The sequence below is a fragment of the Photobacterium makurazakiensis genome, from assembly GCF_050336715.1.
Taxonomy (GTDB): domain Bacteria; phylum Pseudomonadota; class Gammaproteobacteria; order Enterobacterales; family Vibrionaceae; genus Photobacterium; species Photobacterium makurazakiensis.
The window spans coordinates 1-23,874 of the sequence record NZ_JAKJSJ010000084.1; the positions used below are offsets into that span (position 1 = coordinate 1).

Below are 23,874 nucleotides of genomic sequence, written 5' to 3' on the forward strand. Positions count from 1 at the left end.
CATCTCATTTTAACCTGACTTAGAAAGTGATGTTAGCTGTAGTGTGCATCTGGGTTCGTAATGTTTGCGTTATGTAATCGCTTTAAAATGATCGCAATCAATATGTAATGTTCTGATAGCTAACCAATGAAATGAAAAAGCGCAGGAAACCGCCTGCGCTTTGGTGTTTTATTGATGAGAGTTAGATATTACATACTGTTGCCCAGCTACCATCACTACCTGGTGTAGAGCTTGTCCACCAATTTGCTTGATAAACCACGCCATTATGAATGACTTTGTCGCCTTGATTGGCGTGGCTTGGATTACCTGCCCAGTCGGTCTGCGGGAAGTCAGGGTAAGTACTTAGGCCTGCAGTATCACATGAACCACCATTATCGCCGCCACCGTTATTACCACCGCCATTATTTCCACCACCAGCGGCAATATCACCTAGCGGTAGATCAGGTTGCTCGAACTTAAAGGCGTAGTCTTTACCATTAATGTTGACGCTGTAGTTAGCAGGGCCTGAAATTGGTAGGTAGTAAACCATATCAAGTTCATATGTGCCGCCAGCAGGTAGGCTCTTCCAGCTAGGAAGGCTAAAGGCTGCACGGTGCATTGGACCATCTAAACCACCAACATTATTTGCACGAGTATGACCTGAAGATATAACTGTTAGCCCGCCACCAGATTGATCTTTCGCGTTATCAGGTGCAGAAACAGGTATATCAAACTGGAACTCAGTTCCCCCAGGGATCTCTTGTCCAGTGTTGTTGGTAAAGGTAACTTTCGGGTTTATTGGGTAATTTTGGTCACCGACTTTAAAGCCTCCGACAGAAACAGTGATATCAAGCGCTTCTGTTGGGATGGCTCCTGTAGCCACTTTATTACCATAAGGTGTCGCGGATTTGAACTTGTCATATATTGCTTTGGTCATAGTGTTACCCATATGGTATTCACCATTACCGGTCTTACATGCGTTCTCTGTCGCATCGATTGAAGCGGTACGATTGCCGTTTGCATCAAGCACGTAACAGCTATAGTCCCCTGCAAGTTCCCAGAACATGATACCGCCGATTTCTTTATCGATAACGTAATCAGCTTTTACATTGATAGAGGCTTTATCTTCGGTTGACAGGAAGACTTGTTTCTCTGCATTCCAAAGCCATGGTGCAACAGCTACATCATCGTAATGACGTGTATAGCTACCTACAAGCTTGTCTTGTGGATCGTTAACAGGATCTAAACCATAGGCTGAGGTATAGCTACCGAAAATGCCTTGGGCAAGATTCATAACGTGCCACATAGGGTTTGAGCCTGCGCCCATTTCTTGCCCTAACGAGTTTTTGTCATGCCACATGTTGTCGATACCAACAGCACCATGACCACAGTTATTCTTCTCACCTTCACCAGTGCCCGGAGCACAATCGGCTTGGTTTGGCAGGGCAGCACGTCCCCAAAGGCCGTTTTCACCCCCAGTTACGCCTTGCCAGCCACGGGTGTAATAAGGAACACCAATGTTAATTCGTCCTGCTGGCATTGAACCGCGGAAATAGTGGTAAGCCCAGTCAGTATTGAGGTAACCAATACCACCGTAGGCTGCTGTGCCGTATACATTCCATTGTGCTAGTTCAGAATCTTTACCTGTGTCGTACAAGGCGGCATTGTGGCCCACGTGGTCATTCCAAGCCCCATGCAAGTCATAAGACATGATATTGACGTAATCAAGGTACTGGGTGACATCAAATGTTTCCATGCCACGTAGTAGATAGCCAGATGACGGTGCGGCAATTGTTAGCATGTAGTGAATACCATCTGTAGCAGATGCGCTATCTAGCTTCTCACGCAATACCTTCATGAGTACCTGATACGATGCCCATAGGTGAGGGCGACGCGGCTCCATAAATGCCTTGTCATCAGGGTTACCAGCACCGGCCATGGATGTTGGATATTCGTAATCAATATCTAAGCCATCAAACTTGTATTTACGCATCATTTCTACAGCGGAGTCAGCAAATGTCTGAATACCTGCGTGATTGATACTACCGTCAGCATTGGTTGTCATGGTGTAGAAGCCACCGTCAGCAATACGGTCGCCATTAGGTCCGAAATGCCCGCCAGTTTCTGCCCAGCCACCAATAGAGATTAATGTCTTAACATCGTGTTTCGCTTTTGCTGTGGCAAGTGCCCCAAAGTGGCCCTTGAAACCAAGCGCAGGATCGATTTCAACACCGTTCCATTCCATACCAACGGCTGGGTTAGCTGGGTCGGTAACATCACCAACATTGACTTTACCATCAGTACCGATACTAACGAATGCGTAGTTAATATGAGTAAGTTGCTCCCACGGGATGTCACTGACTAAATACTGAGCCTGTGGGTCGTCACCAGCACGCCAGCTTGTGAAGTAACCGATAACACGTCTAGGGTGATCAGCCCCCATGAGTTCACGGCCTTGCTCGTCATACGTTGTACAGTAAGGTACGTTGACCCCTTCAGTTTGGTATAGCCCATCGGGACGACAGGTTTGAGTCGTTACACCACCGTTTACAGTAAGCGTAATAATGGTTGAATCAGAGGTACCACCGAGGTTATCGGTTGCACGAGCGTAAACGTTGACGCTACCTGCTTGTGTCGGGGTATAAGTCAAAGTGTAGGGAGCAGTGGCTGCGGTGCCTACTAAGCTGCCATTTGCGAAGAAATCAACTTTATCTATTTGACCGTCGCTGTCTGAAGCTGAAGACGTTAGGGTGACTGCACCACCAAGCTCAATGGTTGATGTTGATAATGAAAGATCAACATTGGGTAAATCATTGGCTATATCTTGCACTGAAATCGACAGAGAGGTTTCAGTCGCTGCACCTTGGTCATCAGTTGCGACGGCTTTTATGGTGTGTTGACCACTTTCTGCTGGCCAATTAACGGCAAAAGGTGCTGTCGTTACAGATGTGATGAGTGATGAACCAACGTAGAACGAAACATTGGCAATACTGCCATCTGTATCAGTCGCATCTGCCGAAATGGTAAGAATATCGCCAGTAAGGATTTGGTCAGTACCGGTCGGTGACGTGATTGATACCGTAGGTGGCTGATTGACAACACCTGTTGAGCAATCATCAACGAAAGACCATTCTTGGAATGAACCAGAGTTCGTACTTGGGTTATTGCCTTGGCTCCACCAATTAGCTTGGTAGACTTTGTTCAATTCCTGTACTTGAGCCCCACCAGAGTATGACGCAGTGCTGTTCCATTGATCTATCGTGCTGCAGTCCATTGCAGCCTGAACATTGAATGCCGTGAGGCATGAAACAGCGAGAGTGCTGAGCTTAAATGCTCGGCTAAACGCCTTTCCTTGTTTCGAATGGTTCATCATTCATCCTTAAGTTATTGATATTAAAAATTGTATTGACGTAAATCGGCATTCAATATCTTTTGTTTTGCCGTGAACCAACTATAGGCAACATGCTGCTATTAGCATCGACTTTTATTCTTATTTCCAAAATAACTCGCAAAAAAATGTTAATGTCATGTAACATTACTCGTGTTGTTTTGCACCGAGAACAAAGTTGCCGATCCTTTAACGATAAATTTGCCAGTAAAAATACATCTGTAAATGTGATGAGGGTGACATAGTTATAAATAATAACTATGGAACTAGGATCACAGGTTTGACTTGGGTAGGAACTATTTGTATAAATCGGTAGGCAGGTAAGGGAGTGCCATACTGGCTATAATACCAACCTACATAAGTACTTGATCAGTCTTACTGGTTAAAACCGTTGTTCTCTACGTTAGAGATTTTGTAATTAGAACCACTAGTTACTGCAATCTCTGCCTTGATAACAACAATTTTTCCTGCGTAATACTTAGATCAATTACTTATCCAGATTGGTATAAGTTCTCTTCATGAATGACGACGAAAGGGAAATAGCTAAGTGGTCGGAACCACTAGCGGATTAATCATGGAATACTCAGCTGTACGCCAACCAATATACAACGCCAGAAAAAACAAAGTTGCTTTTCAAATTAGCTTTTGGAACAGTGAAAAACCAGCACTTCAAACAATACCTATAACAATATTTGACGATCAATCAGATCCTAGAAAACTCAATGAGCTGATAAACCGTTCAGGGTTAAACCAATATGCTGAAAGTAAGACACTTATTATTTCTTTTCAACGTGTCGCTCTTCAACGCTTGTTTAATTACTTCTTCTCATCTCATGGCTTAGTCATAGAGGTTGATGAAAGCGAACGTCTCGATGATGAACTATTGGTGTTATTGAAGGCGGGCCATAAACTTGGTTATTCGATCATAATTAACGCTAAGGCCTTACTGCCGGGAAATGAAAGGTTTTTAAAATTTTGCAGTCATGTGAAGGTGAGTGCGAAGAGTCAAGATATGGCTACTATTGAGCAGTTAACCTTGAAAGCAAAATCACATAACTTACGTGTAATTATCGAGCATATTACTTCAGATGAAGAGTTTGAGTATTATCGGAACTGTAAAGCTGATTTTTATAAAGGCGATATCTTCTCTAAACAAAACGTAGTTGAAACACGTTCTAACAAGTTGCATGAAGGTGCGCTACTAACCCTATTTCAACATGTAATGGCTGAAGATTATTGCTATGCCGAACTTACCGATATCTTAGCCGCAGATGCAAAGCTTACGCATAAACTACTTCATTTTCTAAATTCAGTCATGCATGGACGAAAAGGTAATATTTACTCAATTAAACAAGCAGTTTGCTTTATGGGTGAAAACAAGATGAGAAAATTTGTTTCTCTTCTTACGACACAAGAGCTAACAGCGACTAGACCAGAAGATATTTACCAACAATCAGTTAGCCGTGCACGCTTCTGCGAGCTCATAGCCATCAATTCAGGCTGTAACCGCTCCATTGCAGATAAGGCTTTTTTAACGGGGTTATTTTCAAACTTACCTGAGATGTTAGGCCTTGATATGGAAGAAGCTATTGATACGATGAAAATTCATCGTGATATTAAATTGGCCTTACAAGGAAAAGAAAGTAATTTAAAGCATTATATGGATATGGTCATTGCATATGAAAAAGCCGATTGGCAGGTTTTAGAGCGCTTGGTTGAGAAAGGGCGTTTGTCTTTAGGGCTATTGCCGAGGCTTTACCGTCAGATGCTACAAGAGGTCAGAACCGAGACTTTTATCGTTAGCTAGTAATACCAATTAGGTATATCCTTTGTCTGCTAATTCGATAAATTAAAGAGCCGCTTAACTAAAGTGTCCAACTTAATGGGGTTGTTTTAGAATACGGCTCTTGCTTATTGCTTATTGCTTATTCGGCATTAATTTTTGCTTTGAAACGTTCGCGTGTCGCTTCATCAGCTTGTTCATACCAGTAGTTCAGCATATTCTCTGATACATTTCTGGTTTGAGATGCGTTTTCAGCTGTTTTAGCAGGTGACGTTGCTGCTGGAAGTTGGGCTGGTGTTGCAGTGACTGCAGGTAAGGTTGTAATCGTTGCTGCAGATGCAACTGCCGCGACTTTACCTGACTGGTTGTAGGCCGCAATTTCAGCTTCGTAATCACGACCAAATTGTAGGCCATGTTTTATCAGTTTATCTTGCTCAAAGCTGATATTTTCACCGCTGCTATTAATCAGCGTAAAGTTAGGTGATTTATTAAACTTGCGTGTATCTTGAGCGGAACGTAGCTTAGGGAACTCTAATTTTAACGTTTCATCAGCTTCATTAAACTTCATGATAATGACATCAGATTTGAATACCTGATCATCACCATTTTCACGGAAGGTACCTTGGTAGCGGAAAGCGACTTGGTTTTCACCGTTCTTAAGTGTTTGAGTGTCGTTGCCATCAGCTTCAGTGCCGTTAATCAGTACAAGCTCAGCGGGAAAAGGTAGCTCAAGCTTTACATCAGCAAAAGAAGGGAAGCTAAGGCTGCATGCTGTCATTGCAATTAGCGCAGTACGAAGTTTCATAGGTGTTCCTTGAAAAATATGATTATGACAAACAGACTGTTTCATATTGTAATCACAGCAGTCTGGCGCTTTTTGCCTGAACATAGGCTGAATCATAGCGACTATCGAAATGAAAGTAATAATAACAAAGTAGGATTTATTCGCCTAGCCACATAATAGAATCAAGGAATGATCTCAATGGATATAACATTACTACATATAGTAATGCTGGTTGTAACGGGTTTCCTCGCGGGAATCATTAACACTTTAGCGGGGGGAGGGTCGAATTTAACATTGCCAGCGCTGATGGTAATGGGGATGCCCGCTGAAGTGGCAAATGCTACCAATAGGGTGGGGGTTGTGGTTCAAGGACTAACGGGCTTAATAGGGTTCAAGCGTCATGGGAAGCTGGATAGTACCGATACTGGCCCTATTATGGTGCCGACAATTATTGGTGGGCTGTTAGGTGCCGTTGGTGCGGCTTATGCCCCTTCTGATTGGATAAAGCCGTTACTGCTTGGCACAATGCTAACCATGGCATTAGTTATTTTACTAAAGCCGTCGGTTGTTGCGCCCTCGCTAGGGACTGAGCCTAGAAAAGTGCGAGATACACCAAGTTCATGGTGGGGGCTAGGCATCGCCGGATTTTACGGCGGTTTTGTCCAAGCCGGTGTTGGCTTTGTATTGATCGCTGCTTTGGCGGGTACATTACGATATGACCTCGTTAAAGCAAATGCGCTTAAGATGCTGTGCACACTGGTGTTTACCGCTGTTGCTTTAGGAATATTTATCTATGAGGGGTTAGTACTATGGGCTCCTGGGTTAATACTTGCAGCGGGTACGATGGTTGGCTCTCACCTTGCGGTGAAGTTTGCCATAAGTGCGAAACCTGAAACGTTGAAATGGTTTCTTTTTGTGATGACATTATTTGGCTCTGTTGCCGCAATGCTGATGTAGCCAGATTACCGAATAGGCTGCTTTCAGGCATAAAAAAAACCAGCATAATGCTGGTTTTTTTGGTTACTTGTTTGTCGTTATTTAACGTAACAAGCGAAGCCTTTTAGGTAGAAACCTTCAGGGTAAGCACTGTCTAGCGGGTGATCGGCAGCTTGGCTGAATCGCTCAATAAACTGTACTTCACGGTGTGCATCTAATGCTGCATCTGCGATGATCTTTTGGAACAGGTTATTGTCCATAAGGCCAGAGCATGAGTAAGTTAGTAGCGTGCCACCCGGATTCAGAATTTGCATTGCCAGCATGTTAATGTCTTTATATCCACGACAAGCACCAACAAGCTGAGATTTACTTTCAGCGAATTTTGGTGGATCCATGATAACGACATCAAATTTCTCGCCCCGTTCACGGTATTCACGCAAAAGCTTGAATACATCTGCATTCAAAAACTCCGCATTTTCAACAGGGAAACCGTTCATTTCAGCATTCATGCGTGCGGTATCAAGCGCAGGTTGAGAAACGTCAACGTTAACAACTTTACTTGCATTACCTTTTAGCGCGTAAAGGCCAAAGCCACCTGTGTAGCTGAAGCAGTTTAGGACACGTTTACCGTCGACGTATTTTACTGCGGCTTCACGGCTATCACGCTGATCAAGGTAGAAGCCTGTTTTGTGACCACCAACGATATCAACATTAATTTTAACGCCGTTTTCTTCAATAGTGACAAACTTAGGTGGTTCTTCACCCGAAAGTACACCTGTACGCTGCTTAAGGCCTTCTTTTTTACGTACTGATACATCAGAACGTTCATAAACACTACACTCTGGGTAGCAAATATTTAGGGCTTCGATAAGTGCGTCTTTTTGTACTTCAGCACCTGCGCTTAAAAGCTGACATACTAAAAAGTCTTGATAGCGATCGATTGTGATACCAGGTAGACCATCAGACTCAGCCGCGATAAGGCGGTAGCCTGTTAAACCATCACGTGCCGCGAGAATATCGCGTAAGCCTTGGGCTGCTTTTAGACGTTTTACAAAGAAATCAACATCAATCGCTTCGTTACGCTCAAAAGTCCATACTCGAACGCGGATCTGAGATTGCGGTGAAAAAGCACCACGTGCTAACCATTCACCCTTATTATCAAAAACATCGACGGTTTCACCAAGAGAGGGCTTACCCTCAATGCGTTGAATACCACGAGAGAAAACCCAAGGGTGGCGGCGGCGAAGAGATTTTTCACGGCCTTTAACCAGATATATTGCAGCTGTCATGACATGCCCAGTATGGATGTAGGAATGGTCGCGTATTATGTTGTTGATACCAATGAAAAGCAACTAATCAGTGGATATATCCACGTGCCAATTTAGGATAGAGGATTACAGAGCCTAAGAGGGGGCTCTGTAATCGCCGATTTAGTGGTGGGGAATTATACTTTTAGTCCCTTCATCAGAGACTCAAGCTCTTTCGCTTGTGTATTTAACGTTGTTATTTCATTAGCCGACTCGCTTATAACATTACAAATTTGATGAGACTGGCTTCTTATTTGTTCTACGTTAGAGGCAATATTGTCTGCAACAGCACCTTGTTGCTCCGCTGCGGCTGCAATTTCTGTACTACGATCAGAAATATGCTGGTTACGTTCAGTAATTTGGCCTATTTCACTATCAACGGAATCCATTAAGGTTTCGCTGCTATTTGCATTGTTTACGGTGCTTTTCATTACTGCCATTAGTTGTTGGCTATTCTGTTGCAATGACTCAATCATTTGTTGAATTTCTACTGTCGCACTTTGCGTACGCCCTGCGAGTGTACGTACTTCATCGGCGACAACAGCAAAACCGCGACCTTGTTCTCCGGCACGAGCGGCTTCAATTGCTGCGTTTAGAGCCAATAAATTTGTTTGCTCAGAAATACCATTGATCGTGGTAATGACGTCGTCAATTTTGGCTGTATTTCGGTCAAGTTCATTAACTGCATTTGAGGCTTCGTTAATTTCACCGCTTAACACTGAAATAGCGTTACGTGTTTGCTTCACTTGGACACGGCCTTGCTCTGAGACTTGCTGAGCTTCCAATGTTTGTTCTGATGTTTCTTGAGCATGTGTGGCAACTTCGCGAATGGATGTCGCCATTTCTTCGGTCGCACTGGCCAGAGAATCTAAATGTTGTTGTTGAGAAGAAGAGAGGTTTTCACTTTCATGACTACGTTGGCGAAGACTATCGCTGATCTGTTGCATCAACAAGGTTGCTTGCTGTGTCGCTTTGACTAATTGCTGTTCGCGTTCACTGACCTTATCAATGGTTATCGCAATTGTACTGAACTCGTCACGTACTTTAAAAAAATTTAATCGGTTAGTGAGATCACCATCAGCCAACGCTTGAAGCGCTTTGTAAGTGGTGAACATGGCACCACCAATAAAAGTCATAATGTAGTAAACGGCAGCTAGAACCAGCAGCAATACTATGGCGGTAAGAGATATTTGTGTTGTGCTAAGGTATGAATAAAGACTTGGCATTTCATTGATGCCAATCGAATAATTTAGGTTGGATACTGGGACTAAATGCTCTCCACGACCGATCGCCATATAACTACTGGATAACAAAGCAGATGCATCTGATTGGCTGATTTGTTGCTGTGAAAGCATATTCGCCGTAGTTTGCAGTTGCTGTGTCGTGATTTCAATACGTTGCTGATTGGCGGCATCAACTAAAATGGTACCGATGCTGATAATGGCAAGGATGGGGAGCAAGAAGAGTAAATAGAACTTTTCTTGTAATGTAACGTGGATAAGGTATTTGTCTATCCATCTAAATGCAACTTCTTTCATTGTTATATCCTATGAAACAAAAACTTAGCAGCGATAATCTGCTAATCTAATTTATTCGTTGGGAAATATATAGAATCCCAGGGGGATATATGTCACATATTTGCGTAAAAGCATTGATTACAGGAATGGTTCAAGGGGTCGGTTTTCGATTTCATACTGCACATGAGGGTTTGAAGTACGGACTTACGGGTTATGCTAAAAATTTACCGGATGGGAGCGTGGAAGTACTGGTGTGTGGGCATGAAGAGCAAGTAGCACAATTATTGCACTGGTTAAAAACTGGGCCGAGAACATCGCGTGTAGATAATGTTATCAGTGAAGACGTAGAGTGGCGGCATATTGATGGTTTTGAAATTATGTAAAGTATGCCTTAAGGGAATGAAAGCGCGAGCGTATGATTGTGCTCGCACCTTTAGATCTCATTAAATGCACTTTACTGGCTTAGGAAGGCCTGCAAGTTTTGTTGCTTGTTTTGCCGGACCTTTTGGAAAAAGCTTGTAGAGGTAACGAGAATTACCTTTTTCCTCACCGTATTTTTTTGCCATCGCTTTTACTAACATGCGAATAGCTGGTGAGGTATTAAACTCTTTATAAAAGTCGCGCACGAAGCGAACAACTTCCCAATGTGCTTCTGTCAGCGTGATTGCTTCTTCTTCAGCGAGAAGAGGAACGAGTTCTTCTGACCAATCATCAATATTTTTTAGATAGCCATGCGCATCGGTATCTATTTGTTTGCCGTTGAATTCAAGCATGATAAGCCTCGGTATTTGGAACGGGCAAAGAATAGTGATTATCGTACAAGGCTGCAAGTACCCGATACAAAAAATCCAAAAGCAAAAAAGCGCCTTTCGGCGCTTTTTGATTCGTTAGTATTTACGACGATTAATGATTAATCGTTATTGCCCATGATGCCTAGAATCTGAAGTAGGCTTAGGAATAGGTTGTAAATAGAAACATATAGCGTCACTGTCGCAGAGATGTAGTTAGTTTCACCACCGCGTACAATGTTCTGTGTTGTAAGCAGGATAGCTGCAGACGAGAACAGAACAAACATGCCACTAATTGCAAGAGATAGCATTGGCATTTGTAGGAAGATGTTAGCTACAACTGCAACAATAATTGCAACGAAACCAGCCAGCAACATACCGTTAAGGAACGATAGATCGCGTTTCGTGGTTAATGCGTAAGCAGAACATGCCATAAAGGTCAGTGCTGTACCACCAAGTGCAGGGATAATAGCTTGACCCATACCTGCGCCAATGTACATGTTCAGAATTGGTCCAAGGGTGTAACCCATGAAGCCTGTTAATGCGAAGGTAAACACAATGCCTAAGCCGCTATCACGGTTCTTTTCAGTTAAGAACATTAAACCGTAGAAGCCAACCAAGGTAAGGATCAAACCAGGGTGCGGCATGTTCATCGCCATCGCAAAACCTGCGACAACCGCTGACCATACAAGTGTTAGTGAAAGTAGAAAGTACGTGTTACGTAAAACTTTGTTAGTAGTCGTGCTTCGACTTACGATAGTGTCGGTAGTGTACATAAAGGCTTAACCCCTAATGAAGACAATTTATTCTTATGCCAGAGTATCAAGCCTTCAACAAGTAAACAAGTCGGTTAAATTCTGACAAGTTTAAGCAAGTAAAAACAATAAGCTATCGACCATGGCTATAACTTCCATAGCTCCATTATAGACAAGGGAATAAATGCTCATAAGGGGAAACATGTAACAAAGGGTGAATTACGTGCCTTTACGACGCGGCTTGGGTCGATGTAGAGCTGAAATATGTCGCTTTATTGCGAACTTTCTTTTGCTTGCTTAATAAAACAACAGTCAGCAAAGTGCCTATATACATTGGTGTTAAATACATCTAAGTTAAGTTCATTACTTAATCCGAGGATAGAACGATGTGTTGTGAAAATATGAAAAAAATCTGTTCTGTCGTCAATGTCGTCGTGGTCATTATCAACCTACGCTGACATATATTCATTTCGTCAGCAAAGCTGGCGGATTGAGAACCTACAACACTCCCTATCTATAGCTAGCTGACCAAAACAAGGCTAGCACATTGAAAAAAACTGAACTCATTGCCATCGGCTTTATGACATTTGCACTATTTCTTGGTGCAGGTAATCTTATATTTCCTCCATTAATGGCACAGCAAGCCGGTGAAAATTGGCTGATTGCAATCGCTGGTTTTCTGGTTACGGCTGTTGGTATCCCAACACTCTCGCTTGTTGTATTAGGTAAGCTGCCATCAATGCATGAATTAACGGCAGGATTACCGCGTTGGATGGACCGTACCTTTTGGATAGCAACATTAACAACACTGGGACCGGCATTTGTATTACCCCGTGCTGTTACCGTCGCGTATGAAATGGGCATTAAACCTTTTGTCTATGACGATCATCTCTTTCTATTTTCTATTTCATTCTGCGTTGTATCTCTGATGTTTGCCTTAAAGCCCGGCAAGATGGTTGATTACATCGGTAAGATCATGACACCAGCGATGATTGTTATGTTATCAACACTGGTTATTGCGGCTCTTTTAAATCCGCTTGGCACAACGACTGAAGCAGTCGGTGTATTTAAAGATCAAGCTGGGGTGAATGGCGTTATTCAAGGTTATATGACATTGGATGGTGTTGCTTCAGTGGCATTTGGGTGGGTGATTATTCGTACTATTCGCAGTAAAGGGGTCACTAAGCCTTCCGATATATCAAGATACAGTAATTGGGTTGCGGTAATTTATGCGGTGTTAATGTCTATTTGTTATGTGTCGATGGGGTACTTAGGAGCAACGTCTTCAGATGTTGCTATCAATGCGACAAATGGTGGTGAGATCTTAACGCTATATGCGGCAGGTGAATTTGGTACTGTAGGGCAATTACTACTCGCGGTACTTACTATTGTGACCTGTCTAAGTACGGTTGTAGGCCTTACAAATGCAAACAGTGAATATTACAACCATACGTTTGGTATGCCCATGCGGATTACCTCTATCATTATCATCGCACTAACCGCTGTCGTGTCGAATGTTGGCCTAGAGACAATCATAGAACTGAGCCTTCCGGTCATTTTAATCTTATGTCCAATTGCGGTTACGTTGATTGTAATTAATGCGACATTACCTAAGTCCAAGTGGCATAGTATTTCTGTCGGTGTTGCCGCTCTTTTTGGTGGTGTTGATACGTTGAATATTTTGGGCATGATGCCTGAAGGTGAGTGGACGTCGATATTCCCGCTTTATAACTCTCACATGAGCTGGCTGTTACCTGTATTGGCAGTGATCCTTACAGCGAAACTGATGAAATACAAAGTGAATCAAACCGTAAGTGCTTAATATTTAATAGAAGCGGGGATAGGCCTCGCTTCTGTTTTAGTGAAGGATCTGATTTAAAAATAATTGGGTACGGTCAGATTCTGGATTATCGAAGAAGGCCTGCGGTGAGTTTTCTTCAATAATTTCCCCCATGTCCATGAAGATAACCCTATCAGCAACTTGGCGGGCAAATCCCATCTCATGCGTTACGCAGATCATAGTCATCCCCTCGTTGGCTAATTCGACCATGACATCAAGTACCTCTCTGACCATTTCAGGATCAAGTGCAGAGGTAGGCTCATCAAATAGCATTATTTGTGGCGTCATGCACAGAGAGCGAGCAATCGCGACCCTCTGTTGTTGACCACCAGATAATTGTCCGGGGTATTTATTGGCTTGCTCTGGAATTTTAACACGCTCCAAGTATTGCATAGCAATCTCAGAGGCTTCTTTTTTCGGCAGTTTTTTAACCCAAATGGGTGCAAGCGTGCAATTTTCTAATACTGTTAAATGAGGAAAAAGATTAAAGTGCTGAAAGCACATGCCAACCTCTTTGCGTACTAGTTCTATATTTTTTAGATCACTGGTGAGTTCGTTACCTGCAACAATAATATTGCCTTTTTGGTGCTCTTCCAGCCGATTGATACAGCGAATTAACGTGGATTTACCTGAGCCCGATGGCCCACAAATTACAATTTTCTCACCTTTATTCACTGTTAGATTGATGTTTTTAAGGACATGGAATTGTCCGTACCATTTGTTGACTTCATCCATCGTGATCATAGCTTGTGTCGATTTTGTCATGATAAAGCTCCTTACCCTAAGCCATTCGGTGGTATCAACGTTTGTGACCCGTATGAAGTTTTCTCTCTAAGAAAATGCTATAGCGCGACATACCAAAGCAAAATACCCAAAAGACCAAGGCAACAAACACATAGCTTTCAGTGGCAAATCCCAGCCATTTCGGATCGGTATTCGCAGCTTGGCCAATACCAAGTACATCAAACATACCAATAATCAGTACTAAGCTTGTATCTTTGAATAGGCCAATGAAGGTGTTAACAATAGAAGGAATTGTTATCTTCAGAGCTTGTGGCAAAACAATAAGATACATTTTCTTCCAATAAGTTAAGCCTAATGCATCAGCTGCTTCATACTGCCCTTGAGGTATTGCTTGAAGCCCCCCTCGGACAACCTCGGCCATATAGGCGGCACTAAATAACACAACGCCAATTAGCGCTCTAAAAAGTTTATCGGTCTCGGCTTCGGCATTAAGAAATAATGGCAACATCACTGATGCCATGAAAAGTACTGTGATGAGGGGCACCCCTCGCCATATTTCAATGTAAACGGTCGATAAGCTACGAATAATCGGCATTTCAGATCGTCGGCCGAGGGCTAGTACAATACCGATGGGCAGGGAAACGACAATGCCGACGATCGCGATGATCAACGTGACGAGTAAACCGCCCCATAAATGGGTTTCAACAATTGATAGCCCCCATATCCCCCCATAAAGTAGAGCAGCAATGAGGAAGGGATAGATGTTAACGAAAAAGAGCCATATCCATTTTCTGCCCGGTGTTTTTTCATAGGCGATAAGCGGCAAAAAGAGTGCAAGGGTAAAATAAAAAAGCTGCGGGCGCCAAAGTTCATCTCGAGGGTAAAAACCGAACATGAATTGTTCAAATCGCACCTTGATAAAGACCCAGCAAGCCCCTTCACGCGAGCAAGCATCACGAGTGGTTCCTACCCAATCGGCATTTATAAAAGCCCATTCAGTGATGCTCCAAATTGTCGTAATAGCGAAATAACCCAATACAAATGTCACAATCGTATTAAACGCGTTAGAGAAAAGGTTATGTTTCAGCCAGCTTATAACACCAACACTACTGCTTGGTGGTGCTTGGTCTGGTTGAAAAACGTGCTTTCGCTGATTGGTACTTTTATCATCGTTCAATGAGAGCCACCTTTTTGTTATAGATGTTCATCAGCATTGAGGTAAACAGGCTAAGGCTTAAATAAACAGCCATTGTCATCGCGATTATCTCTATTGCCTGCCCAGTTTGATTTAATGTTGTGCCAGCAAAAACCGAGACGAGATCTGGGTAACCAATCGCCATAGCAAGTGAAGAATTTTTGGTTAAATTAAGGTACTGGCTTGTTAGGGGAGGAATGATAATTCTTAAGGCTTGCGGGATAACAATCAGGCGTAGCGTTTTACCTTCCGGTAACCCAAGCGATAAGGCTGCCTCGGTTTGACCGTGGCTGACAGCGTTTATACCTGATCGGACTATCTCGGCAATAAATGAAGCGGTATAGATACTTAAGGCCATTAGCAAGGCGGCTAGTTCAGGAATAATCTCAATGCCACCTTGAAAGTTAAAGCCTTTCAGTTCTGGGTATTCAAGGTGTATGGGTTGCCCAGAAAGAAAAAAGCTCAATAGTGGTAAGCACACGATAAGGGAGAGAGAAAATAAGAGAATAGGGTATTGTTTCCCGCTTAGCTGCTGCTGCCGTTTTGCATATAGGGTGTAGATAATCGAAAGTATGATGGCCGTAATTATCGCGACGGCAATCCACCCGGCACCCTGTTCGAAAATAGGTTTGGCAAAATATAGGCCACGCACATTCAAAAATAAACCGTCGCCAATCGTCATGCTACTGCGTGGAGAGGGAAGCGCTTGCAATACGGCAAAATACCAAAAGAAAATTTGCAGCAGTAAAGGAATGTTCCGAAAAATTTCAATGTAAACCGCAGCGCAACGGCTGACTAACCAATTGGAAGAAAGGCGGGCAATACCGACGATGAAACCAATAATGGTTGCCAGCACCACACCGAGTACCGAGACCAGTGCCGTATTTAGCAAGCCGACAAAAAATGTTCGACCATAGCTATATGTCTCATCATAGTCGATAAGCGTTAAGCCTATTCCAAACCCAGCTTCTTGCGATAAAAAGTCGAGCCCTGTTGCTATGCCTCGTTGCTCAAGGTTTGTGAGTGCATTGCCGACGATGGTATAGACAAAAAAAAGCAGGACAAAAACGGCAATGGCTTGGAAAATAATTGAGCGAAAAAGAGGGTTATACAAGAGGTTTGCTTTCTTTGCAGACAAAACATCACATCCTGTTGTGGGGTTAAGCAAGTTGAATTAAATGAGATTGCGGGGAAAATAGATCCCCGCAAGATACTGATTTAACCGCTAACGAATTGGTGGGGCGTATTGCAGGCCACCATCAACCCATAAAGCATTTACACCACGTTTTATCTCCAGAGGAGAGCTCATACCAACGGTGCGTTCAAAGCTCTCGCCGTAGTTACCAACCTGTTTAAGGATTTGGTAACCCCAATCATCATTAAGTCCCAACCCTTTGCCTTTCGGGCCATCTTCACCGATAAGGCGGCGAATATTAGGGTCATTCGATTTTTTCATATCATCAACATTGTGCGAAGACACGCCAAGCTCTTCAGCATGTAACATGGTGTTGTGCGTCCATTTCACAATATTGAACCATTGATCATCACCTTGTCGTACAACGGGGCCTAATGGTTCTTTTGATATGATTTCAGGTAATACGATGGCCATTGATGGATCTTGTAAGTTAAGGCGTAAGGCATAAAGCCCTGATTGATCGGTTGTAAGGGCATCACATCGGCCTGCTTCAAACCCTTTTACGGTTTGTGCTGCTGTGTCGAAAACAACTGGGCTATATTTCATTTCTCGGTAACGGAAATAATCAGCAAGGTTGAGCTCGGTTGTGGTGCCTGATTGTACACAGATAGATGCGCCATCAAGCTCAGTTGCGCTTTCAACATCGAGATCTTTGTTGATCATAAAGCCTTGACCGTCGTAGTAGTTAACGCCAGCAAAGTTGATACCCAAGGCCGTGTCACGGTGAAGTGTCCATGTTGTATTACGAGAAAGCACATCAATTTCACCCGATTGAAGTGCAGTAAAACGCTCTTTTGCCGTAAGAGGAATGTATTTCACTTTTGATTTGTCGCCTAAAGTTGCAGCAGCGACTGCTTGGCAAAATTCGACATCGAGACCTTCCCATTCGCCTTTCTCATTAGGGTTAGAAAAACCAGGTAAGCCCGTACTAACACCACATTGAACATAACCTTGATTTTTAACTTTAGCGAGGGTATCTGCCGTAGAGCCACCTGCAGAGAGTTGTTTTTCTAGTTTGGCAATTTTTTCTTCTAGTGCGGATGTATCACCTGATAACTCAGTAGCAACGGATGTGCCTGCATTCGCAAGTTGCTGTTCCAGTAACTCGATTTTTGACTGTAATGATTGGATCATTTCTTTGTCTTGACTGCTGCCACTCTCACCGCAACCAGAGAGTGCAAGAACAAGAGATGAAACAGCGAGGGTATATGAAATGGGTTGGTTCATAGCTACGTCCTGTCGTTCCTAAATCAAAGAGGAAAAATCTTTAAAAGGCATAAACCAAATGGCTTACTTTTATTTTGGTTTGATAAAAGTATAGAAACACTTTGAAATACTTCTAGTTAACAATTTTGTAACGTGCGATTTGAGGGCGTAAAGATGTGTCTTTCATGCACGACGAAGCTAACATTATCGTGCATGAAAGAGTATTTGGGAGGCTGGGGGGACTTAACTTTTTTCTGCGACACATGTCGTATAAAGTAATGCTAATGGGCGGTATTCGTCGTACTTACCGTTACGTAAGTTTAATGTTTTGATTTCACCTGTGTATGGGTTAATCGTATCTGACCAATAGCTGTTGGTGATAGGCCAGTGGTTTCTTAGAAGAAATCGTTGGCCATATGTTTGTAGGTGCTTAAGCTCGTCATAGGTTGGTAACCTTAAACCAAATCGTTCGCACCATTGGCCTGCACTCTGAATATTGGTTCGTGACCAATATTGCTCGTTTTCTTTTACAAAGGCGGGCGGAAGCGTTTTGTCGGATTGAATATTTTTAGGCTGATAATATTTAATATTATCAAAGGTAAATGAATAAATGGCTGAGTCTAAGACAACACGCTCTTCAATCAGTGTTTGTTTACTTACCTGAACATTTGTTGCTGTAGGGCTTTTTTCTTGCTCAGCGGCGGCTTGCAAAATAGGCGCTAGTTGCTTGGTGCCAGCTTTTACAACGATTGGCTGCTGAGTTTGCCTTATAAACGTATTCTTAACGTCGATGTTTGCGAGTTTTACTTTCGCACTTTCAGCTTGAGCATGATCACTAAACGGCCCAATTAAGCAGCGGTATTTGTTACCATCATTAATCAAGTAACTACTCGCAGGGAAAGTACCTGTAATGGAAGACGAGAATTTTTTTGCTGGTATTGCTTGGCTGTAATTACACTGAAGCCAAAAGTTGCTCTGGCGCTGCTGCGGATCTTTCCCCCATAGCCCAGTACCGATATCACATTGTTCATTAAGGCGCTGCCAGCCAGACGTTAACGGTGTAGCCGAACAGGTTAAAATATCGTTAGGCTGCGGCTTTGCAAACGCAACTGGTATAGAAGGCAGAAAGATGGCGCTATATAATAGCGTCGCGCTGAACTTACTTAACATCGTGTCACATACTCTAAGAAGTCGTATCCCTGCCTAATAAGAACATAAAAATGATCATAAAAAACGGTTACTAAATAGATATTGATCACAAAAAATGAATTGCTCATTAAATGTTATAAACACAGTTATCAAAAATCTTTGAAATCAGAATGCTAGCACGATAAGTAGTCGATTTGTTGTGCGAGCAGGGAGATGTTCGTTCTGTTGGTGGGTTTTATAAGAAAAAGGCTTTACAGCGAAAATGAAAATCCTAGTATCCGTAGCATTTACGGAGAGATGGCTGAGTGGTCGAAAGCATCTGACTTGAAAATCAGGCGAGGGGCGACCCTCCTAGGGTTCAAATCCTCTATACCCAGAGCGTCTCCACCACATTCTACAAGTTAGGTTAGTTACCGAGCTTGGCAAAGAATTGGAGCGGTAGTTCAGTTGGTTAGAATACCGGCCTGTCACGCTGGGATGCGTAGGGTTGTGTTCACCCTTCGGTCGAATGAGTCCCGCTAGTGAGCCAGTCCGAACTAGGCGTCCCCACTGCTCCGCCACGACAACGAAGCCTCAGCAGAAATGCTGGGGCTTTTTTGTTTGCGTTCGACTTTCTCTCTACCATTAGTCAGCATATCAAATATGATAGGGCTACAACCATCAAGGTTAAGATTTCCTTAAATGTGTGTGCAGTATATTTAAATTTAATTTACCGAAAGTGTGAGGTATTTTTTCAGTATTACATCGCTAACGGTTAGGGGAAGGCGTATGGCCGGAAAACACATTTCATACGCAGTGCATAATGTCGAGGGGCTGTCTGTTAACTGCCAAGATATTGCAAAAGTCGCACTGGTCACTGAAGGCGGTGGCCAGCGAGGAATTTTTACTGCCGGGGTGCTTGATGCATTCTTAGAAGCTGAATTTAATCCATTTTCGCTATTAGTCGGTACATCTTCTGGATCGCTTAATCTTGCTTCTTATATTTGTGGCCAACAGCGGCATGCATATCGTGTGATTACTGAAGCAACGACGACCCCACATTTTTTTGATATTTATCGATATATTTCTGGTCGTGAGGGGCTGAACCTTGATTGGCTAATTGAACAGACCCAAACCAAACTTGAGTTGGATTGGCAGCAAGGCCGTGAAAATATGCGCCATCGTACCGTACTGGCAACGGCAAGCAGTGTTGATTGCCATCAGGCATCATATTTTGATCTTGCTATTGATGACTGGAAGTCCTCACTTAAAGCATCGTGTGCCATCCCAGGATTAAATCGTCAGCCGATATATTCAAAAAATGAACACTGGGTTGATGGTGGGCTGTGCGCGCCAATACCAGTGCAAGAAGCCTATAACCGCGGCTTTCGCCATATCGTTGTGATCCGTACCGTGCCAATAGAGCAGCACTTTGACCATTGTTGGATGGCGAGTATTCAACGTGTACTAGGTAGAACCAGAGCTGCGAATATGATTTCAATGCTATTAGAGCACGAGGATAATTATCGCAAGACTCAGGACTTTCTTAATAGCCCGCCAGATGACGCCACTATCTATGAGATTCATCCTCGTACTAACTTGAAATCTAAACTTATTGGCAGTGACTTGAAGGCACTAGAGACTGATTATAAAAAGGGTTATCACTCTGGCCGATATTTCTTTAATACCATTGGTCGCCATTTTTCACTCGACACCGTGAATACTGTAAATAATGCCTTCACTGAGGTGAATGAGTTTACTGAAGAAAAACATGAAGACCAGATTTATGCATAGCAGGTAATTAGTGATGAATTCAGTATGTAAGTTGGAACTTGTTACCAATGAAGCGGTTTTTACCCAGTTAATGGAAAATGAAATTCACCAGATGTGGCAGCAACGTAAGCAGGGGGAGTTTGCTGGTGTCGACGGGGTACCTATTCGTTGGACCAGCATTACTCATCCCGAAAATCGTGCCTGTATTGTAGTGGTTAATGGGCGTAACGAGACTTTCTGGAAATATCAGGAACTGTTTTATGAATTAAGCCGACAAGGGTTTGATATTTATGCTCTGGATCATCGTGGGCAAGGGGCGTCTGGTCGTTTAACACCAGACTCTGAATTAGGGCATGTGGCTAACTTTGATAATTATGTCATGGATCTACACAGCTTCGTGACTGATATTGTTCAATTAGAAAACTATCAGCAACGTTATCTGCTAGCTCATTCTATGGGAGGAGCGATTGCGACTTTGTACCTTGAGCGCTTTAATCCGGCTTTTAACGCAGCTGTACTAAACGCCCCCATGTTTGGTATTCAAATGCCGATAATGGTGAAAAGGGTAGCGGCATCACTGGTTAAGTTTATAGAACAGCGCCAAACTAAACCACGCTATGCGATGGGGCAAAAACCTTATGTGGAAATGCCATTCAAGCAAAATGATCAGTCGCAAAGTGCGGTAAGGTATGCGTGGGGGAACTGCTTGTATCAACAGCACCCTGAACTACGTTTGGGGGGAGTAAGTTCTCGTTGGCTATGGCAGGCTGTAGAGGCGGCAAATCATTGCGTGCGTGAGGCGGATAAAATTGAAGTACCCGTGTTATTGCTCCAAGCGAGTAGTGATACCATCGTTGATAACCAAGCGCATTATCGTTTTATGGCGGAAGCGGGACAGTGTGAGCTAAAAGTGATTGGAGAAGCTCGCCATGAGCTGCTTATGGAAAAAGATGCAGTACGAAATCAAGTGCTAAATGAAACGATACTGTTTTTTAGTCAGCATACCTAAATATTTTATGGTGTAGAATTTGTTCTATAGCGACAAACGAAAGCCCCTGCATATTGGCAGGGGCTTGATTTAGTTTTGCAAATTTACACTAGCGGTATACGTTAATGTTCACCGTAGCAACATTCGACGCATTACCATCACTGTCTTTCACTTGGTAAGTGAAGCTAGCATCAGTATTACGAAGTGCCTGATAAGTGAATGAACCATTACCATTATCTGTTAGGCGACCATAACGAGCATTTGGTTCGCTTAGTAGTGTAACAGTCGATGGGTCTAGTGACGATGAGCCTGCATCATCGTTAGTCAGAACATTAAAGGTTACTGACTTACGATATTTCACCGTTACATTGTCATCATTTGCTGTAACGTCATTCGCTGATTCATATAGGAATGGTTGTACAGGACCAAGACCTTTCGCAGCACGACCATAAGCCCCTACAGCTGGTAGCTCAAGCCACTCATCAACTGCAATGCCATTGCCATCATCGATTACAGAGTACTCATCACCAACGGCACCATTTGGTACAAATAGCTGAGGACGGTCAAACGGCGCTTTCTCCCAACGTACGCGATCATCTGTTAGTGTTTTCAGGAACGCGACTAGCGCAGCTTTTTCTTCTTCATCTAAGTCAAGCGCAGTAATATCTGGGTCAAGATTAGATGTGTTGTCGCCAAAGCCCGTTGAGTCAGAGCTATCATCACCACTACGGTTACCACCGCGGTTATAGAACTCAACCACTTCCTCTAGGCTTTTCATACTACCGTTGTGCATATACGGGCCAGTAAGTTCTACGTTACGTAAACCTGCTGTTTTCGCAGCACCATCAACGGCATTTCGCTCGTTAGGGTCAACGGGATCACCAGGATTTTCTTCAAAGGTATCCGGATCAACCTCGAAGTTATCATGTACGTCTTTACCCGCGGCACGATCTTGTTCCTGACGAGTGAACGATAATGGGTTACCCCATGGGTCAACATCCCCGACAAGGAGGTCTTCGTCTGTTGGCGTTACGCCAATGTTGTAGAACCCGTTGTCATATAGCGCGACGTTTTCATCACCCATGAGCATACGTTCAACAAGGCCTTCTTCCGCATCTTCAGCGACCAAATCGCCAGCCGCACCTGTAAGCTCAGGACCATTGTGGCAGTTTGAGCACTTACCTTTATCAACAAAGATTTCTAAACCGTGTTTCTCTTGCGCGGTTAACGCATATTCATCACCATCCATGAAGCGGTCGAAAGGTGAGTCATCAGAGATCAAGGTTGCTTCATAAAGCTGAATCGATAAGCCCCAGAATAGGCTAAAGTTATGCTCCATTTGTTCATAGCCATCAATTTTACCGCCGTAGCCCCATAGGTCATCAGCAAATGCTGCTTGAATCATATGGCGATAGCTGGTTCTTAAGCCGTTATTTGGACTCGCACTAAGTGAACCTAGTTCACTGTCATGTTTGTCAACCAGTTGAATGCCAAGCGGTGTGAGGCGCAGAAGCTTTTTCGCCATTTCTTGGAATGCCTTGTTGGCACAAGTCATTTCAAAATCACTGCCTGGAGGACCTACAGCCTGAGAAGCTGCACTAGAGTTAATCAAATTAACTTCTTTGAGGTCGATTTTACCGGTATAACGGTTGAAGTGCATAACACGTGCATCTTTGTTACGAGGACCAAACGGATCGACCCCATTGAAGGTGTTATTAGCACGGCCATCCCAGAAGTTACGGAAATTAAAGATGGCATTGATGACCGTTGGTGTATTACGAGGTTCGACACGACGAGTACCGATGTCATTGACATGGAAAATGTCTTTTACATTGATACAGCCCTCACGGCGATCACTAAACTGATTATCATAATCACTGCCAAAGAGATCATCGAACTCAGCGGAGTGAATACCTTGAGAAGAGGCTACATCGTCACTGTTAAACAGGACTTCTGAGCTACGATCATCAGGATCCTCATACACACGGAATGGGAAATCGTCTGGCTTCAGCGTATAGTTTGGCCCGCCTTTGCCACCCGATAAGGTTGGATCAAAAATTTCACGCTTAGCCGTATCTGTATGCCTTAAACCGGGATTTAATTGGTTTTTAACCCGGTTATCAGCTCCTGCTGCAAAGTGACAGCTACCACAGCTTTGACCACGGCTACCTGCTTGCATGTCCCAGAATAGTGCCTTACCAAGCTTAATCGCCGCCTCTTCATCTTTTACATAATTTTCAAGCCCCGGCACGGGCGCTGGTTCTACCCCTTTTAAAGAAGCAACACTCGAAAAATCAACAGGTTCAGCGACCGCAAGCGTTGCTGTAAGCCCGAACGTGCTGGCGACAATTAACGCATTAAGCCGATGACGTTTATAGGTTTGTTTGTAATTCATCACTCACCCCTGACATCCATTTTTAAATTAAATGGTTTATTGAATAACGAGATAAATCCCGTGATATAAGGATGATTAAATCTGGCAGTCTCGATTATCACTTTTGTGATTTTTCTATTTTTACCAGATAATAAATTACTATTAAAAATTGAAATTAGACTTTAATTTAAGAC

General features: G+C 43.3%; 18 protein-coding genes and 1 tRNA gene. 7 read left to right on the top strand and 12 right to left on the bottom strand.

Annotated elements, in window-relative coordinates; all coding sequences use genetic code 11:
- Positions 1-181: 181 nt before the first annotated feature.
- Positions 182-3,349, bottom strand: a complete 3,168-nt coding sequence (locus L4D09_RS26175; protein ID WP_428460479.1) for a chitinase C-terminal domain-containing protein — start codon at positions 3,347-3,349, stop codon at positions 182-184.
- Between the two features lie 592 nt (positions 3,350-3,941).
- On the opposite strand from L4D09_RS26175, the gene L4D09_RS26180 reads away from it, so the two are divergent.
- Positions 3,942-5,174 carry an EAL and HDOD domain-containing protein gene (locus L4D09_RS26180; RefSeq protein WP_428460480.1) on the top strand — a complete coding sequence of 411 codons (1,233 nt, stop codon included), beginning with the start codon at positions 3,942-3,944 and terminating at the stop codon, positions 5,172-5,174.
- 118 nt (positions 5,175-5,292) lie between these two features.
- Here the strand turns inward: L4D09_RS26180 and L4D09_RS26185 are convergent, their stop codons facing one another.
- Positions 5,293-5,955, bottom strand: a complete 663-nt coding sequence (locus L4D09_RS26185) for a YccT family protein (protein WP_428460481.1) — start codon at positions 5,953-5,955, stop codon at positions 5,293-5,295.
- 177 nt (positions 5,956-6,132) lie between these two features.
- Here L4D09_RS26185 and L4D09_RS26190 point away from each other — a divergent pair, with 177 nt between their 5' ends.
- Entirely contained in the window at positions 6,133-6,891 is a 759-nt protein-coding gene (locus L4D09_RS26190) for a sulfite exporter TauE/SafE family protein (RefSeq protein WP_428460482.1), read from the top strand.
- Positions 6,892-6,968: 77 nt separating this feature from the next.
- Here the strand turns inward: L4D09_RS26190 and L4D09_RS26195 are convergent, their stop codons facing one another.
- Positions 6,969-8,159, bottom strand: coding sequence for a class I SAM-dependent methyltransferase (locus L4D09_RS26195; RefSeq protein WP_428460483.1), 1,191 nt, complete (start codon positions 8,157-8,159; stop codon positions 6,969-6,971).
- Positions 8,160-8,314: 155 nt separating this feature from the next.
- On the bottom strand, positions 8,315-9,715 hold the full coding sequence (locus tag L4D09_RS26200) for a methyl-accepting chemotaxis protein (RefSeq protein WP_428460484.1): 1,401 nt from the start codon (positions 9,713-9,715) through the stop codon (positions 8,315-8,317).
- A gap of 89 nt (positions 9,716-9,804) precedes the next feature.
- On the opposite strand from L4D09_RS26200, the gene yccX reads away from it, so the two are divergent.
- Positions 9,805-10,077: an acylphosphatase gene (yccX, locus tag L4D09_RS26205; RefSeq protein ID WP_428460485.1), complete on the top strand. Its 273-nt coding sequence runs from the start codon at positions 9,805-9,807 to the stop codon at positions 10,075-10,077.
- 60 nt (positions 10,078-10,137) lie between these two features.
- Here the strand turns inward: yccX and tusE are convergent, their stop codons facing one another.
- A complete protein-coding gene (gene tusE, locus L4D09_RS26210; protein ID WP_428460486.1) occupies positions 10,138-10,467 on the bottom strand; it encodes a sulfurtransferase TusE in 330 nt (109 codons plus the stop codon).
- A gap of 137 nt (positions 10,468-10,604) precedes the next feature.
- Positions 10,605-11,258: a Bax inhibitor-1/YccA family protein gene (locus L4D09_RS26215; protein ID WP_428460487.1), complete on the bottom strand. Its 654-nt coding sequence runs from the start codon at positions 11,256-11,258 to the stop codon at positions 10,605-10,607.
- Between the two features lie 526 nt (positions 11,259-11,784).
- Between L4D09_RS26215 and brnQ the strand changes: the two genes are divergently transcribed.
- Complete coding sequence (brnQ, locus tag L4D09_RS26220; protein WP_428460488.1) at positions 11,785-13,059, top strand: branched-chain amino acid transport system II carrier protein; 1,275 nt, start codon at positions 11,785-11,787, stop codon at positions 13,057-13,059.
- Between the two features lie 36 nt (positions 13,060-13,095).
- Here brnQ and L4D09_RS26225 read toward each other — a convergent pair whose 3' ends face one another.
- From L4D09_RS26225 to L4D09_RS26245, 5 genes are all read right to left on the bottom strand, one after another.
- Positions 13,096-13,842 carry an amino acid ABC transporter ATP-binding protein gene (locus L4D09_RS26225; RefSeq protein WP_428460489.1) on the bottom strand — a complete coding sequence of 249 codons (747 nt, stop codon included), beginning with the start codon at positions 13,840-13,842 and terminating at the stop codon, positions 13,096-13,098.
- A gap of 34 nt (positions 13,843-13,876) precedes the next feature.
- A complete protein-coding gene (locus tag L4D09_RS26230) occupies positions 13,877-14,998 on the bottom strand; it encodes an amino acid ABC transporter permease (protein ID WP_428460490.1) in 1,122 nt (373 codons plus the stop codon).
- Entirely contained in the window at positions 14,988-16,154 is a 1,167-nt protein-coding gene (locus tag L4D09_RS26235) for an amino acid ABC transporter permease (protein ID WP_428460491.1), read from the bottom strand. Before L4D09_RS26235 ends, L4D09_RS26230 begins: the two co-directional genes overlap by 11 nt.
- 87 nt (positions 16,155-16,241) lie before the next feature.
- Positions 16,242-17,438, bottom strand: a complete 1,197-nt coding sequence (locus L4D09_RS26240) for an amino acid ABC transporter substrate-binding protein (RefSeq protein ID WP_428460492.1) — start codon at positions 17,436-17,438, stop codon at positions 16,242-16,244.
- A 222-nt stretch (positions 17,439-17,660) separates the two neighbouring features.
- Entirely contained in the window at positions 17,661-18,587 is a 927-nt protein-coding gene (locus tag L4D09_RS26245) for an SPOR domain-containing protein (RefSeq protein ID WP_428460493.1), read from the bottom strand.
- A gap of 270 nt (positions 18,588-18,857) precedes the next feature.
- On the opposite strand from L4D09_RS26245, the gene L4D09_RS26250 reads away from it, so the two are divergent.
- The 3 genes from L4D09_RS26250 to L4D09_RS26260 all read left to right on the top strand — a co-directional run bounded on the left by L4D09_RS26250 (position 18,858) and on the right by L4D09_RS26260 (position 21,327).
- A tRNA-Ser gene (locus L4D09_RS26250) sits at positions 18,858-18,956 on the top strand.
- Between the two features lie 378 nt (positions 18,957-19,334).
- On the top strand, positions 19,335-20,339 hold the full coding sequence (locus L4D09_RS26255) for a patatin-like phospholipase family protein (protein WP_428460494.1): 1,005 nt from the start codon (positions 19,335-19,337) through the stop codon (positions 20,337-20,339).
- A gap of 13 nt (positions 20,340-20,352) precedes the next feature.
- The gene (locus L4D09_RS26260; RefSeq protein ID WP_428460495.1) at positions 20,353-21,327 is read left to right on the top strand and encodes an alpha/beta fold hydrolase; all 975 of its coding nucleotides are present in this window, start codon (positions 20,353-20,355) and stop codon (positions 21,325-21,327) included.
- An 88-nt stretch (positions 21,328-21,415) separates the two neighbouring features.
- Here L4D09_RS26260 and L4D09_RS26265 read toward each other — a convergent pair whose 3' ends face one another.
- Entirely contained in the window at positions 21,416-23,701 is a 2,286-nt protein-coding gene (locus L4D09_RS26265) for a cytochrome c peroxidase (protein WP_428460496.1), read from the bottom strand.
- Between the last annotated feature and the right edge of the window lie 173 nt (positions 23,702-23,874).